We start from the raw sequence: 15,381 nt of genomic DNA on the forward strand, positions 1-15,381 counted from the left end.
TCAGAACGCCTTTTGAACCTGGACGTACAGCCGCGGGTTGTGGCCGCCGCCGTCGGTCTGTGCCCGCGGTGTGCCGTCACGCCAGGCCAGCGTCGCGTTGATCGAGAAATTGCCGGGGCGCGACCAGCTCATGCCGATGCCGTAGCCGCGCAGGCTGTGCGAGTTCTCGCCGTCGAAGGGCGAGGGATGGCGCGCGAGCTTGCCGCGCGCCGCGTCGTAGAACACGAAGGGCGTGAACTCCTCGTTGACCGACCAGCGCCATTCGACGGTGCCGATCACGCCCTGGTCGGCCAGCAGTTCGCCCGAGGGGTAGGCACGCACGGCGCGCGCGCCGCCGAGCGCGAGCTTCTCCGACGCGTCGAGGTTCTTGCTGGCCCACTGGCCGCCGATGGCGAGGTAGAGCGAATGGCGCGGCACGATCGACTGCAGCCGCGAGAGCTGGAAGCTCATCTTGGTGAAGCCGCCCTCGGTGCGGCGGCCGCCGAAGGCCTGGTCGGCCGCGAGGGTCTGCGGGTCGCGGATCGAGAGCGAGCCGTGGTAGAGCGTGCCGGTGCTGGCCCAGTAGCCGCCGCCGAAGACGTCGTCGCGCCGCTCCCAGGCCCAGCCCAGGCCGATGCCGCGCACGCGCTTCTTCACGTCGTAGTCGACGACGCGGATCTCGTCCTTGAGGTCCTTGAGGTCGGCGGTCATCCGCAAAAAAAGATTCTGCTGGCGCTGGCGGATCAACGGATAGTTGAGCGAAAAATCGAGCACGTCGGCGCGGCCCTGCGCGTCGAGGTCCGAGAACTGGCCGCCGAGGTCGTAGCTCACGCGCGCCAGGCCCATGCCGGCGCGCAGGCCGCTGGTGCCGATCGGCGCCTCGTAGGCGATGCGGCCGTACTGCAGCGCATTGCTGTCGGACACCATGACGCGCGCGTCGAGGTTGTCGCCGATGCCGAAGGGGCTGAGCCAGCGCACGGTGCCGCCGAGCCGGTAGCGGCCCGACTCCTTGGAGCCGTGGTTGTCGCCCTCGGCGGTGAAGGCCCAGCGCGGCGCGGCCGCGACCTCGACCGACAGATCGGTGGTGCCGGGCTGCGTGCCTTCCTGCAGCGCCGACGAGACCTTCACGCCGGGCTGGTCCGACAGCAGCAGCATGGCGCGTTCGTAGGCGGGTGCGTTGACGGCCTCGCCCGGCTGCAGCGGCGCGAGGAAGCCGCGCACGCGCGCCTCGGCGATCGGTGCCTCGGGCGCCACCAGCACGTCGACGCGGCCCAGCCGTCCTTCGATCACGCTGATCTCGACGATGCCGTCGCGCACGGTCTGCACCGGCACCACGGCCTGCGCGAGGAAGTAGCCGCGCTCCTTGTAGCGCGCGGTGATCGCCTTCGCGAGTTCCTCTAGGTCGGCCAGCGTGACGTCGCGGCCGATGTAGGGCGAGGTGATCGACTGCAGTTCCTCGTTGCTCAGCGCCTTCACGCCATTGAGGCGCAGATCGTTGAGCTTGAAGGCACCGGTGGCGGAGGTGTTGCGCGACGGCGCGGGCAGGGTCTGCGGCGCGACACCGCCGGTGGCCTGGGCGATCGGTCGGTTGCAACTGCCGCAGGGGTCCTGCGTGGGCAGCAAGGCGGTCTCCTCGGCCTCGGTGGCATGGGCACGCTGGGCGGCCACGAGCAAGGCGGCGCCGAACAGGGCGGAGACGGCGAGGGCGATCGGCGTGGAGCGTTGCAGGACGCGCATGGGGATGCTCCGCCGCGCATCGGGGCGCGGGCTTTTCGAGAGGTTTTCGTTTCGCATCTCAGTTATCCATTGCGCTGCGCGCCACCCGCATCGCATGAAGCGACAGATGGGGTCGAAGACGAAAGCGGACTTCCGGACGCAGAGGGCGCGAAGGTTGCGCGAAGGACGCAAAAGGAAGGCAAGAAAATTTTGAATTTCTCTTTCGCGCCCTTTGCGAAATCTTCGCGTCCTCTGCGTCCGGCTGTTGGTGTTTCATTTCAGCTCCCCACCGTCAGACGCCAGTTGCCGATCAGATTGAACGGCGCCCAGAAGAAGGGATGCGACATCTTGGGATCCTTGAGCACCGCCAGCTGCCCCGCCTGCATCGCTTTCTGCAGGTCGCGGCCCTTGGCGAGTTCGCCGTAGAGCGTGCTCATCAGCACCGCCGTCGCGTCGTCCGACACCGGCCACAGCGACGCGATCAGGCTCGAGCTGCCGGCCGAGAGGAAGGAGCGCGTGAAGCCCAGCACCTCGTCGCCCTGCGCGATGCGGCCCAGGCCCGATTCGCAGGCCGACAGCGTCACCAGGGCCGTGCCCTGCATCGGCAGCTCGAGGATCTCGTGCGCCTCGAGGAAGTTCTGCTTGCCGCCCTCGTTGGCCAGCAGGATGCGCGAGTACAGCGGATCGACCTCGTCGGCCTCCGCGTGCGCCGCCACGTGCATCAGCGGCGAGCGCGAGGCCACGTCGCGGAACTGCGTCTTGGTGGCGGCCGCGCCCATGTAGACGGTGTTGCTCGGGAAGTATTGAGCGAGCTGCTTGACCTCGCTCTCGGCGCCCGGCAGGTCGTACTTGTCCTCGATGCGCGGATTGCCGAAGGCCGTGAGCGTGGCGTTCACGCGCGGCGTGCGCTGCGCGAGCTGCACCGCGATGCTGATCGAGGGCGCCACCGCCACCGGGTGCGTCTCGATCACGTAGCGGCCGTTCAGCCGCAGCGCCTGGAACGGCAGGTAGTGCAGCGGGCCGTGCGGCACGATCACCAGCCGCTGGCCGGGCTGCAGGTTCAGCGGGCCGAGCAGCGCGGCGCCGAGCTTGTCGGCGTTGGTGATCGCGGTGCGGCGGCCGCGCACGATGGTGTTGCGGAAGGTCTCGACCAGCTCGGTCAGCTCCTCGCGCTTGACCGGGATCGTCTTGCTCTCGATGCCCGCGGGGCTCACCACCCACACCATCAGCCGGTCGGGCAGCGAATGGAACTGCACCACGCGCTCGTCGGCGGCCAGCGTGCGCTGCAGCGTCGCCAGGTCCACCGTGGCGGCGGCCTGCTCGCTGAGCTTCGCGCGGCCGCGCACCGCGTCGAGCAGCGCGCGCGAGCGGCTGTGTTCGCTGACCTCGAAGGCGCGGCCGCTGTCGCCCGCGTCGCTGTAGATCGCCACGCCGCGCTCGAACACCGACTGCAGGTCGGAGAACAGCCCCGTCTTGAATTCTTCGCTGCGGAACTTCGCGCGCACCTTGTCCACGCCATCGAGCGCGCGGCCCACGGCTTCGGCCGCGGCCTGCTTCTGGCCCAGCGCCACCTCGCTGCGCGCCACGCCGTCCCAGGCCCAGAGCTGGTAGTAGCCGCTGTCGGCGCCGACCTGGCGCGTGGCCAGCGTGCGGTAGAGATCGCGCGCCTCGGCCGGCTTGTTCTCGGCCAGCAGCAGCCGTGCACGCGTGCGGTCGAGCTGCGCGGCCAGCGGCGCGTCCTTCGGTTGCGGCAGCGTGCCGATCAGTTCGCGCGCGCGCTGCGTGTTGGCCGGCGTGCCCGATTCGATCAGCGCATTGACCAGCGAGGCCTGCACCAGCGGCGCATAGCGCGGCGAGCTGTTGGCCAGGGCCTCGTCGTAGCTGAGGATCGCGCCGTCGTAATCGGCGCGGCGCGTGCGCACGTCGCCGATCACCTTCTGCACCGGGCCCACCACCAGCTTGGGATCGCGCGCCTCGCTCTTGAGCGCTTCGCGGGCGAACTGCTCGGCCTTCTCGAGCTGGCCCGAATAGCTGTAGACGATGGCCAGGTCGCGGTTGGCCATTGCGCGCAGGTTCGGGTCGTTGGTGGTGTTCGCCAGGTGCAGCGCCTTGCTCGCGGCGCGCACGCTCTGGCGGAACTCGCCGGCCTCGGCCAGCGCCACCGCCTGGCTGCAGTACTGGTAGCCCGACAGCTTGACGTTGTCCTGGCCGTATAGCACCGCGCCTTCGCTGGTCAGCGCCAGCAGCGTGTCGGTGTCGGCGAGCCGGGCCTGCTCCATCTTGCTGGCCGCGGCCTCGGCACTCGGGCCTTCCTGCGCCTGCACCGGCGACAGCTGCGCCAGCAGCATCGCGCCGGCCCATCCCAGCGCCCATCCCATTCTCGAAAACCTCGCCATTGGACCCCCGCGCGCGGCCGGCATGCCCGCCTTGGCGGGCATCGACGCCGCGGAAGTGCGCGCCGTTCTGGCCTCGTGGGGAAAGTCTAGGGACGGCCCCTACCCCCGCCTATTCGCAATACGGTCTAGCGCAAATGGACTAGGGGGACGTCACGCCCCGGTCTCAGAAGTTGTGCGAGATGCCGAACTGCAGCCCGCTCGAGGGCATGCCGGGCGAACCGGCCGGCGAGGAATCGGCCACCACGTAGGCCGCGTTGCCGCGGTTGCGGATGCGCGAATAGGCCGTGTAGACCGCCGTGCGCTTGCTGAGCCAGTGCACGTAGCCGACCGCGAACTGGGTCGCGTCGTCGGCATCGAGGCCGGGGCCGCTGCGATTGGCACGCGCGGCCGACAGCTTGATGACACCCGCGCCCACCGGCATGCTCGCGCCCACCATCACGTGCACCTGGCGGTCGTTGAAGGCCTGGTGGCGGTGGTAGTTGGCATAGAGCTTCACCGGCCCGAAGTCGTAGGTGCCGCCCACGGTCGCGGTGCGGTAGACCTGCCCGTTGGCCACCGGCGTGCGGCCGTAGGCGGCCGCGATGTCGAGCGGGCCGCTGGCATAGCCCAGGCGCGCGCCCGCATAGCGCATGCCTTCCGCGCCCTCGGGCATCGCGTACATCGCCTGGCCGTAGAAGCCGCCAAGGTCGCGCGGCAGGAAGTAGCCGACCGAGTTGTCGACCCGCACCAGCGTGCGCGCGCCGCCCAGGCCCATGGGCCAGCCCTCGACCATCGCGGCCGAGCCGCCCACGCCCACCGTGCCGAAGGGCGAGAACTGCGAGACGTTCCAGAAGGTGGGCACATAGTCGCGGCCCAGTCGCAGCTCGCCCCAGGTGCGGCTCGACAGGCTCATGGTGGAGCGCCGGTGCCAGTAGACGCCCTGGTACTCGCCGGTGTCGGGCAGCAGCGCCGACTCGAGCCAGAAGCTCGCGACCAGCCCGCCGCCGAGGTCCTCGCTGCCGCGAAAGCCCAGCCGGCTCGGGAAGATGTTGCCGCCCTGGTCCATGGCGCGCACGCTCTTGCCGCCGGCCTTGCTGTAGGTGAAGTTGAGGTCGACGGTGCCGAAGACCTGCACGCTCGACTGGGCCTGCGAGAGCAGCGGCAGGGAGGCAAGGAACAGGGCGGCCAGGACGGCGCGGAACGCGAAGGGGATGTGGCGCATGGGTGTGTCTCCGAAAGTGGGGCGAGCGAAAGCCGGCGCTGCGGCCCTCGGGCCGGCGCGGCGTGATGGTGGTGGTGCGGAATGCGGCGCTGGGGGCGCGCTTCGACAGGCTCAGCGTGAACGGTTGAGGGGTGGCTCTGGCGGGTTCAGCCGATCCCGTTCAGGCTGAGCTTGGCCTGTCCTGAGCTTGTCGAAGGATCGAAGCCCGCCCTGAACACGCTCAGTCGATGCGGATGTTCTTGGCCTTGATCAGCTTGCCCATCGCCTCGGCCTCGCGCCGCACGATGGCGCGCGTCTCCTCGGGCGTGGTGCCCATCGGCTCGAGCCCGGCCTCGGCGATCAGCCGCTGCAGCTCGGGCGACTGCGTGGCCGCGCGGATCTCGCGGTTGAAGCGGTCGACGATCTCGGGCGGCGTCTTCGCGGGCAGCCAGAAGCCCAGCCAGGTGAACACCTCCAGCCCCGGGTAGCGCTCGGCCAGCGTGGGCACGTCGGGCAGCGCGGCGCTGCGCTGGCTGCCGGTGTAGGCGATGGGCTTGATGCGGCCGGCGCGGATGTTGGGCAGCGCCGAGATCGGCGGCTCGAAGCCCAGCATCACCTGGCCCGCGATCACGTCGGGCATGGCGCTCTGCTTGTAGGGCACGTGCAGCAGCTCGATGCCCGCGGCGTCCTGCAACAGCTCGAAGCCCAGGTGCGCGGTGCTGCCCGAGCCGTAGGAGGCGAAGCTCACGCGGCCCGGCTCCTTCTTCGCGAGCGCCACCAGCTCCACCAGGTTCTTCGCCGGCACCGAGGGGTTGGCGACGATGAACGAGCCGCCCTTGAGCGCCTGCGTGACCGGCACCAGGTCGGTCTGCGGGTTGTAGGGCAGCTTCGACAGCAGGAACGGCGTCATGGTGAACGGGTTGCTGGTCGAGAACAGGATGGTGTAGCCGTCGGGCGCGGCCTTGGCGACCGCGTCGGTGCCGATGGCCGCGAGCGCGCCGGGGCGGTTCTCGACCACCACCGGCGTCTTGAGCATCTGGCCGAGCCGCTCGGCGTAGGCGCGCGCGAACACGTCCGAGCCCACGCCGGCCGGCGTGGGCGTGATGATCCGGATCGGGCGCTGGGGCCAGGCGCCGGACTGCGCCTGCGCGCCGGCGCCGGCCAGCGTCAGCGCGAGGGCGGCGCCCCACAGGGTTGCGAGCTTTCTCATGGTGTCTTGTCTCCGTTTCTCTTTTCTATGAATCGAATGCGCGCGGCGTCGCCGCCGGCGTGCCTGCCGTTCTGCTCTTGTCTTGTTGTCCCGCCTCCGCGAACCCGATCGGTCCGCCGCGTTCCGCTCAACCGCCGGCGCGTGGCGCCAACGGTGGATAGCTCACGTTGTCCAGCCCCGGCACCACCAGCCGCGCGGGGTCGTTGCCGTTGGCGCGCAGCTGGTCGACCGCGTAGTCGACCACGCAGCCCGAGAGCAGCTGCCGCGGGTCCTCGAGCACCACGCGCAACCGCGTGTTGAGCGCGAACCAGTCGTCGGGACTCGCGATCGCGGGCATCTCGCCGACCGACTCCGTCCGCGCGTCGATATGGGGCCGCCCCGCGGCCCCGGGCTCGAAGCGCGGATAGCCCTCGTACATCAGCGGCCCGAGTTCGCTCACGGTGCGGGTGTGGGCCCAGATCTGGCGCAGCGGCGCCTCGAAGGCGCGCACCGCCGCGAGGTCGGGCAGCTCGGCCACCTTGAAGCTCGGGCCGTGCGGCGCGATGTAGAGCCGGTCGAGCGCGAGCCGCTGGCCCGAGGCCGCGAGGATCATGGCGGCGACCGAGTTGGTGGTCCAGGTCACGCCGGCCGTGGGCCGGCCCTGGCGGCCGACGATCAGCACCATGGCGCGTGACCAATCGATCGCATGGCGGTCGAACCAGCCGATCACGCGGTGGCCGGTGTCCATGCCGACCAGGAAGAAGGTCGCGATCATCACGGCGTTCATCGGCACCGTGGCGCCCACCGCATCGCCGCGCGCCTCGATGTAGTGCTCGCGCATGTCGGCGGCGGTGAAAGTCTCGGGCTCGCGCAGCGCGCGCTCGAGGTAGCGCTCGGTCAGCGCGCACGAGTAGTCGACCAGCTGCGCGATGCGCGCCTCGCGGCCGCGGTAGGCCGGCACCGCGACGGTGTCGCGCCACAGCGCCTCGGAGTTGGCGGCGCGCGCGGCGCGCGTGCTGTCGATCAGGCGTCGGGTCTCGGCGCGCCAGAGCTCGCCCTCGGGATCGAGCTCGCGCAGCCGCAGCAGCGAAGCCACCGCGGGCCCGTGGTGCGAGATGCCCGCGAGCTCCTTGAAGCCGCGCGTCGACATTCGGAAGCCCTCGATCTCGGGCGGCCGGCCGCCGCCGGGGAACAGCACGATGTCGGTGCTGGTCGCGACGATCAGCGGATCGTGCGCGCTGGCCGCGGCGGTGCGTGCCGTCAGCGTGGCGCCGATGCTCGTGGGCCCGGCCGTGTAGGTCTCGAACAGGCGGACCAGCTCGGGGCTTTCGTGAGGTGCATAGGTGGCCATGGCGGGTCAGCCCGTGATGGAGGCGCCGAGGCCGTCGACGCGGTAGATGCGGCTGGGCGTCGCGAAGCGCACCGCGGCGCTCAGGCTGTTGGCGACCGCGAGATGCAGCGCGCCGTCGGCCTCGAAGAAGGCGGCGTCGGTGCCGCCCGAGGTCGCGAAGCGCGCGGCCTCGACCAGCCGGCCGTCCTGCATGCGGAACACGATCGACTCGAGCTCGGGGATCGGCGCCTCGCGCGTGCCGTGCAGGAAGTTGACGAGCACGAGGTGCCCGCCCTGCGCATCGCCGCGCCAGGCGAACTCGCGCCCGCCCGGGCCCGCGAGCACCTGGTGCACCGCGAAGCCGCCGTCCTGCCAGCGGTAGAGCAGCGTGTCGCCATGCAGGTTGGCGAAGGCCAGCCAGGCCTGGCCCTGGGTCTCGAAGAAGCAGAAGGCGCGGCCGCTGCGGCCATCGAGCTGCTGGAACGGCTCGAAGCGTTCGCCGTTCCAGCGCAGCAGCAGCGAGGGCACGGCATGGTCGGCATGGGCCAGCAGCCGCTCGCCGCCGACCTCGAAGAAGGCCCAGTTGTAGCCCCAGGCCGAGGGCACGTCCTGGAACGGCACGAAGCGCGCGCCGTCCCATTCGAGGAGGCACGACGACACCGGCCGCGCGGGCTGCTCGCCCGGCAGGGTCACGCCCTGCGCGAGCGCGAGGAAATGGCGCTCGCCGATCGCGAAGTGGTGCCACTGCTTGGCCGCGAAGCCGTCGATGCGCTGGAAGGGCTCGAAGCGGCCGTCGACCAGCTCGAAGATCGTCGACGGCACGGCCAGCGTGTAGGGATCGCGCCCGCTGCGCAGGCTCGCGGTGGCGAGGAAGGCGCGTTCGCCGATGCGGAAGAACTCGGCGTCCTCGCCGCCGGGCACCGGCAGGCTGGCATGCGGCACGAAGCGCCCGCCCTCCCAGCGGTACACGGGCATCTCGAGGTCGCTGTCGCCCAGCGTCATCTTCGCGGGCTGGCCCTCGACGTCGCGCGCCAGCTGCGGCACCGCGAGGTAGCGCGTGCCGCCGTGGACGAAGCCGGCCACCGCGCGCGCGCCGGTGGTGGCGAGTTCCTGGATGCAGTTCAGTTGCATGGCCGGGCTTTCGATCGTGGAGGCATCCATGGTCTCAGAACCCGAACAGCCGCGCCGGGTTGTCGGCCAGGATGCGCCGGCGCGCGGCGGCGTCGGGGATCCAGTCGCCCAGCAGGTTCAGCAGCTCGCCGGTGTCGCGCCCGCCCTCGGGAATGTGCGGCCAGTCGCTGCCCCAGATCACGCGCTCGGGCACGGCCTCGACGATGGCCTGCGCGAGCGGGCGCAGCCGCGCGTAGTTGCCGTCCTTGGCGAGCCGGTACGGGCCCGAGAGCTTGAACCAGCCGCGGCCGTCGTGCACCGCGCGCAGCAGGCGGTCGAAGTCGGCGCGCGTGAGGCCGTCGCTCTCGAGCATGTAGCCCATGTGGTCGATCACGAAGTCGCTCTCGATCTCGGGCAGGAAGGGGATCAGGTCGCGCACCACCCAGCCCGGCGTGTAGAACTGGACATGCCAGCCGAGCGCGCGCGTGCGCTCCACGCTGCGCGCGATGAAACGCTGCAGCTCGGCCGTGGGCAGGCCCGAGCGCAGGAACAGGTCGAGCCGCAGCGCGCGCACGCCGCGCGCATGCATGGCGGCGAGTTCCTCCGCCGAGGTGCCGTCCTCGACCATCGCGACGCCGCGCGCGGCATCGCCCGCGATGTCGAGCGCGTCGAGCATGCAGCGGTTGTCGGTGCCGTAGAAGCTGGGCTGCACGATCACGAAGCGCTCGAGGCCGAGCACGCCGAGCGCGGCGCGCAGCTGCGGCAGGTCGCCGTCGGGCAGCGTGTAGTGCGGCGCGGGCACGCGCGGGTAGCGTGCCTCGGGGCCGAACACGTGCACGTGCGCGTCGCAGGCACCGGCGGGCACCTCGAAGGCGGCGCGGGTCAGGGTCTGCGCGTCGCGCATCGGCTTGGAAACGAGGATCTGGTCGGTCATGGAAAAGGTCGGATCGAAAATTTGAAGAGACTCAGTCGAGCAGCACGGCGCCGTCGAGCGCGCGCACCGAATCGAGCGCCTGCGCCACGCGCTCGTGCAGCACGGCGAGCAGCAGGTCGGTGTCGATGCCGGTCATGAGGAAGGGCGCGGCGCCACGGCGGATGCAGTCGGCCACGTAGGCGATGTCGGCCACGCCGCCGATGGCCAGCGGCTTGCCGGCGCGCGCGCAGGCCGCGAGCGCGGCGTCGTGCGCCTCGCGCAGCCGCGGATGCACGGCGGGGCCGCCCTGCAGGTTCATCTCGGCGCCGAGGTCGTTGCTGCCGATCGCCAGCAGGTCCACGCCCGGCACGCGTGCGATGGCCTCGATGTTCTCGATGCCGCGCGGGCTCTCGATCAAGAGCTTGACCACGGTCGAGCGGTTGGCGCGTTCGCGCAGTTCGGCGGCCGGCAGCCGGCGGTAGCCGAAGGCGGGCAGCGCGGCGATGGCCGAGCGATGGCCCTCGGGCGGGAAGCGGCAGGCCGCGACCACGTCGGCCGCCTGCTCGGCGGTTTCGACGCGCGGCACGATGATGCCGGCCGCGCCCGCGTCGAGCAGCCGGCCGATCACGCCGTATTCGCGTTCGGGCACGCGCACGAAGGGCACCAGGCCGATGTCGAGCGCGGTGGCGCAGATGGCGCCGGCCGCGTCGATCGGCATCGCGCTGTGCTCGAGGTCGACCCAGATCGCATGGTGGCCGCTGGCCTTGGCCAGCCGCGCGATCTCGGCGCCGCGCGCATGGCGCACGCCGAGCGCGGCCACCCACTGGCGGCGCGCGAGCCGCTGCATCAGGGGACTGGTGTGGCCGGCAAAGGCCGGCGAAGGGGTGTCTCTTGTCTCCATGGCGGCGACTGTAGGCAGTCGGCCTTATATTTGGAAATACTGATTGGTCACAGATTTCCATACGCAGGAGATATCGATGGAACTACGGCATCTGCGCTATTTCGTGGCGGTGGCGGAGGAGCTGAACTTTACGCGCGCGGCGCAGCGGCTGCACATGGCGCAGCCGCCGCTGAGCACGCAGATCCGCCTGCTCGAGGAGGAGCTGCAGGTGCGCCTGCTCGATCGCGACAAGCGCCGCGTGCATCTCACGCAGGCCGGGCGCCATTTCCTCGAGCGCGCGCAGGCGATCCTCGCGTCGGTGGAATCGGCCAAGGGCGAGGCGCGCGACGCGGCCACGGGCGGCATCGGCAAGATCGCGCTGGGCTACACCGCCTCGTCGATGCTGTCGGCCACGCTGCCGGCCGCGATCCGCGAGTTCCAGGCCGCGCATCCGCGCATCGCGCTGGCGCTGCACGAGATGACCTCGCTCGACCAGCTCGATGCGGTGCACGGCCACCGGCTCGACCTCGGCATCCTGCGCCATCCCAACGTGCCGATCCCCGCGGGCATCGCGATCGAGGCCTGGTACCAGGCGCCGCTGATGGTGGCGGTGCCGGCCACGCATCCGCTGAGCAAGGCGCCGGTGCGCATCGCCGACCTGCGCGACGAGCCGCTGATCCTCTACCCGCGCCATTCGGGCATCGGGCTGTACTGGAAGGTGCAGGAGCTGTGCTCGAAGGCGGGCTTCCGCCCGCGCATGGTGCAGGAGGCGCGCGACGCCTCGACCATCGTCGGCCTGGTGTCGGCCGGCGTCGGCCTCGCGATCGTGCCCAGCGGCACCGAGTCGATCCGCCTCGAGGGCGTGGTCTACCAGCGGCTGCGCGAGAAGAGCGCCGTGTCGGCGCTGCACCTGGGCTACCGCGAGGCCGACCCGAACCCGTACCTGGGCCTGCTGCTCAAGCAGCTGCGGCGTTCGGCACGGGTCTGAGCGGGCTCAGGCCTGGCTCAGGCCGGCACGGCGTCGATGTTCGGCCGGTCCCAGTGCCGGTGCTTCGCGATCGCGGCCACGAAGTCCTGCGCGATCTGCTGCGCGGCGCTGGTGTCGCCGAGGTTGGTGACCGGCGTGGCCGCCACCACCACGCCCGGCGGCAGGCCGTCGGCCGGCGTGTCGGCGCCGATGCCCAGGGTGGCGAGCAGCTGCACGCCCTCGCCCACCGTGCACACGGCCTTGCAGTGCTTGAAGGCCTCGAGCACGAAGTGCACCGCGTCGCCGCTGGCGGCCAGGGCACGCGCGCCCTCGGCGCCCGCGGGCACCAGCACCGCGTCGAACATCACCGAGGGCATGTTGACGAAGGTGGCGTCGGTGTCGACCTGGCGCTTGGAGCCGCTGACGACCGAGCCCAGGCGCGGGCCCACGACCTTGCATTGCGCGCCGGCCTGCTCGAGCGCCTCGCGGATCGGCTTGAGCGAGGCCGAGTCGATGCCGTCGGCCACCAGGATCGCGACCTTGCGCGTGCGGATCGAGCCGTCGCCGGTGCCCGCCATGCTGAGCGCCGGCGACTCCTCGATCGGCATGTGGATGCGGTGCTCGCGGAAGCCCGCGCGCCCGGCCGCAGCGCGCGCATCGGGCTCGCCGATGCCCAGCGGCTCGGCCACGCGGCGCGCCAGCTTCTCGTCGACGTGCGCGAGGTTGTCGACCATGCGCTGGCGGATCGCCGGCACCTCCACCTTCGACAGCTCGAAGCGGAAGGCCGCGATGATGTGCTCCTTCTCGGGCGCGCTCTGGCTCTCGAAGAACAGGCGCGCCTGCGTGAAGTGGTCGTCGAAGGTGTGGCTGCGGCGGCGCAGCTTGGGCGCCTCGTAGTCGGTGTCGGGGTAGCTCTGGAAGCCGGCGCTGTCGCCGTCCACGCGGAACTCGGCGCCGCTGCCCAGCGTGTTGGGCTCGTAGGCGACCTGGCCGCGCGCGATGGTCTGGCGGTGCATGCCGTCGCGCTGGAAGTTGTGGAACGGGCACACGCCCTTGTTGATCGGCAGCTCGTGGAAGTTGGCGCCGCCCAGCCGCGAGATCTGCGTGTCGGTGTACGAGAACAGCCGGCCCTGCAGCAGCGGGTCGTTGGTGAAGTCGATGCCCGGCACCAGGTGGCCCGGGTGGAACGCCACCTGCTCGGTCTCGGCGAAGAAGTTGTCGGGGTTGCGGTTGAGCACCATGCGGCCGATCTTCTGCACCGGCACCATCTCCTCGGGGATCAGCTTGGTGGGATCGAGCAGGTCGAAGCCCAGCGTGCCTTCCTTGCCCTCGGGAATCATCTGCACGCCGAGCTCCCATTCGGGGAAGTCGCCGTTCTCGATCGCCTCCCAGAGGTCGCGGCGATGGAAGTCGGGGTCCTTGCCCGCGATCTTCTGCGCCTCGTCCCAGGCCAGGCCGTGGATGCCGAGCTTGGGCTTCCAGTGGAACTTGACGAAGTGGCTCTCGCCGCGCGCGTTGACCAGGCGGAAGGTGTGGACGCCGAAGCCTTCCATCATGCGCAGGCTGCGCGGGATCGCGCGGTCGCTCATGGCCCACATCAGCATGTGGGTGGTCTCGGGCATCAGCGAGGCGAAGTCCCAGAAGGTGTCGTGCGCGCTCGCGGCCTGCGGCATCTCGTGGTGCGGCTCGGGCTTGACGGCGTGGATCAGGTCGGGGAACTTCATCGCGTCCTGGATGAAGAACACCGGCACGTTGTTGCCCACGAGGTCGTAGTTGCCTTCGCGGGTGTAGAACTTGACGGCGAAGCCGCGCACGTCGCGCACGGTGTCGGCCGAGCCGCGCGAGCCGGCCACGGTCGAGAAGCGCACGAACACCGGCGTGCGCGCATCGGGGTCCTGCAGGAAGTCGGCGCTGGTGAACTGCGACATCGACTTGTAGACCTGGAAGTAGCCGTGGGCGGCCTCGCCCCGCGCATGCACCACGCGCTCGGGAATGCGCTCGTGGTCGAAGTGCGTGATCTTCTCGCGCAGGATGAAGTCCTCGAGCAGCGTGGGTCCGCGCCGTCCGGCCTTCAGCGAGTTGTGGTTGTCGGGAATCCGCAGTCCCTGGTTGGTCGTCAGCTCGGCTCCATGGTCGAGCGTGAAGCCCTCGAGCTGCTGCTGCTTGGCGTCGCTGGCGTCCCCCGCTTTGGAATTCTTGGCGGGCTTGGCGCGCCGGGCGGCGGCCTTGTTCTGTGGCGTCATCGAGGGGCTTTCAGGTGTCGTGTAGGGAGCTCAGGCTCATCCAGCGCCGCCGTTGTCCAGAAGCATGTCCAGCACATTCACCACGGCGACCAGGCAGATGCAGCCGGCGACGGCGGCAACGGACCAGATCAGGATCTCGTCGCCCCAATGGGTGGCGAACGAGTCGAACAGCGACGAAAACTCCATGATTCCCTCCAGCGGACCGGTTGAACGCGCCCGTGCGATATGGATCGCTCTGGCCAGGACTTGCGAACGCTCCCTGCCTAGCTTCGATGCGGGCGGAGACCGAGCGTAGGGGTCGCACCGCGCAAAACCCGTAGTGGCGGCCCGCCCCCGTCTGTGGGAGAGCGGACGCCCCTGCGGTAGGAAGGCGCCGACAGCGCGACGGACTACGAGCGATGCGCGCGTTGACCCCACGCGCGCGGGTGTCGCCGGCCCCAAGATCGGTGTTGGGGAATCTCCCCCGCGAAAGAACCCATGCTCATCCGGATCGGCTACGACATCGAGCTCGCGCTCGCCACGGCCCCCATCGCGCCCACCGCGCTGGTCTACATGCTGCAGGTCCATCCCTCGCGGGTGGCGGACCTGCGCGGCGGCGGCGAGCAGCTCACGATCGAGCCGCCGCTGTTCACCGACCACTACTTCGACGCCTTCGGCAATGCCTGCGCGCGCGTGCAGATTCCCGCGGGCGTGACGAACGTGCGGCTGCGCAACCAGGCCGTGATCGCCGACCCGGGCACGCCCGACCCGGTGGAGCGCGACGCCATCGAGCACAATCCCGCCGCGCTGCCGGTGCAGACCCTGGCCTTCCTGCTGCCCAGCCGCTACTGCGAGGTCGACAGCGAGCTGCTGCAGTTCGCCTGGGACCGCTTCGGCACCGTGGCACCGGGCTGGTCGCGCGTGCAGGCGATCTCGGACTTCGTGCACGGCCACCTGCGCTTCGACTACGCCAGCGCACGCGCCACGCGCACCGCCGCGCAGGGCCTGCGCGAGGGCACCGGCGTGTGCCGCGACTTCGCGCACCTGGCGATCACGCTGTGCCGCTGCATGAACATCCCGGCGCGCTACGTGACCGGCTACCTCGGCGACATCGGCGTGCCGCCGGTGCGATCGCCGATGGACTTCAGCGCCTGGTTCGAGGTCTACCTCGGCGACCGCTGGCACACCTTCGACGCGCGCCACAACCAGCGCCGCATCGGCCGCGTGACGGTGGCGCGCGGACGCGACGCGGCCGACGTGCCGATCACGATGATGTTCGGCGCGCACACGCTGGCGCGCTTCGACGTGACGACCGAGGAGATTGCAGGGGCTGGCTGAATACGGGCAGCCGAACGCAGAGGACGCGAAGGTTTCGCGAAAGTCGCAGAAGAAAATCCCAAAAGGTGGGCTGTCGTCGCACGACCGCCTTGCACCGTTCCTGCGATGTTGGGCGCACGGCGATCGCTTGGGCGCGGCCCACACATTTCGGCTGTGCTTTC

The 15,381-nt window shown here is 70.6% G+C and carries 12 protein-coding genes; 2 read left to right on the top strand and 10 right to left on the bottom strand.

The window, feature by feature from the left end:
• The 8 genes from ACHMXE_RS39785 to ACHMXE_RS39820 all read right to left on the bottom strand — a co-directional run bounded on the left by ACHMXE_RS39785 (nt 1) and on the right by ACHMXE_RS39820 (nt 10,714).
• Entirely contained in the window at nt 1–1,716 is a 1,716-nt protein-coding gene (locus ACHMXE_RS39785; RefSeq protein ID WP_395349085.1) for a ShlB/FhaC/HecB family hemolysin secretion/activation protein, read from the bottom strand.
• A gap of 257 nt (nt 1,717–1,973) precedes the next feature.
• Complete coding sequence (locus ACHMXE_RS39790; RefSeq protein WP_395349086.1) at nt 1,974–4,073, bottom strand: CHAT domain-containing protein; 2,100 nt, start codon at nt 4,071–4,073, stop codon at nt 1,974–1,976.
• A 181-nt stretch (nt 4,074–4,254) separates the two neighbouring features.
• Complete coding sequence (locus tag ACHMXE_RS39795) at nt 4,255–5,292, bottom strand: porin (RefSeq protein WP_395349087.1); 1,038 nt, start codon at nt 5,290–5,292, stop codon at nt 4,255–4,257.
• A 220-nt stretch (nt 5,293–5,512) separates the two neighbouring features.
• Nucleotides 5,513–6,481, bottom strand: a complete 969-nt coding sequence (locus ACHMXE_RS39800; protein WP_395349088.1) for a Bug family tripartite tricarboxylate transporter substrate binding protein — start codon at nt 6,479–6,481, stop codon at nt 5,513–5,515.
• A 127-nt stretch (nt 6,482–6,608) separates the two neighbouring features.
• On the bottom strand, nt 6,609–7,811 hold the full coding sequence (locus ACHMXE_RS39805; protein ID WP_395349089.1) for a DUF5624 domain-containing protein: 1,203 nt from the start codon (nt 7,809–7,811) through the stop codon (nt 6,609–6,611).
• A 6-nt stretch (nt 7,812–7,817) separates the two neighbouring features.
• Nucleotides 7,818–8,921, bottom strand: a complete 1,104-nt coding sequence (locus ACHMXE_RS39810; RefSeq protein WP_395349090.1) for a hypothetical protein — start codon at nt 8,919–8,921, stop codon at nt 7,818–7,820.
• Between the two features lie 34 nt (nt 8,922–8,955).
• Nucleotides 8,956–9,834: an amidohydrolase family protein gene (locus ACHMXE_RS39815; protein WP_395349091.1), complete on the bottom strand. Its 879-nt coding sequence runs from the start codon at nt 9,832–9,834 to the stop codon at nt 8,956–8,958.
• 31 nt (nt 9,835–9,865) lie between these two features.
• The gene (locus tag ACHMXE_RS39820) at nt 9,866–10,714 is read right to left on the bottom strand and encodes an HpcH/HpaI aldolase/citrate lyase family protein (protein ID WP_395349092.1); all 849 of its coding nucleotides are present in this window, start codon (nt 10,712–10,714) and stop codon (nt 9,866–9,868) included.
• 76 nt (nt 10,715–10,790) lie between these two features.
• Between ACHMXE_RS39820 and ACHMXE_RS39825 the strand changes: the two genes are divergently transcribed.
• The gene (locus tag ACHMXE_RS39825; protein WP_209545908.1) at nt 10,791–11,681 is read left to right on the top strand and encodes a LysR family transcriptional regulator; all 891 of its coding nucleotides are present in this window, start codon (nt 10,791–10,793) and stop codon (nt 11,679–11,681) included.
• A gap of 17 nt (nt 11,682–11,698) precedes the next feature.
• Here the strand turns inward: ACHMXE_RS39825 and ACHMXE_RS39830 are convergent, their stop codons facing one another.
• Together ACHMXE_RS39830 and ACHMXE_RS39835 are read right to left on the bottom strand one after the other, a co-directional pair.
• Nucleotides 11,699–13,903 (bottom strand): catalase, encoded by a 2,205-nt coding sequence (locus ACHMXE_RS39830; RefSeq protein ID WP_395349093.1) that lies wholly within the window; start codon nt 13,901–13,903, stop codon nt 11,699–11,701.
• A gap of 36 nt (nt 13,904–13,939) precedes the next feature.
• Nucleotides 13,940–14,089, bottom strand: coding sequence for a hypothetical protein (locus tag ACHMXE_RS39835; RefSeq protein WP_203204109.1), 150 nt, complete (start codon nt 14,087–14,089; stop codon nt 13,940–13,942).
• Nucleotides 14,090–14,380: 291 nt separating this feature from the next.
• Here ACHMXE_RS39835 and ACHMXE_RS39840 point away from each other — a divergent pair, with 291 nt between their 5' ends.
• Nucleotides 14,381–15,220 carry a transglutaminase family protein gene (locus ACHMXE_RS39840; RefSeq protein ID WP_395349094.1) on the top strand — a complete coding sequence of 280 codons (840 nt, stop codon included), beginning with the start codon at nt 14,381–14,383 and terminating at the stop codon, nt 15,218–15,220.
• Nucleotides 15,221–15,381 lie beyond the last annotated feature (161 nt).

This window comes from Variovorax sp. UC122_21 (genome assembly GCF_044056785.1).
In the GTDB taxonomy this organism is placed as follows: Bacteria; Pseudomonadota; Gammaproteobacteria; order Burkholderiales; family Burkholderiaceae_C; genus Variovorax.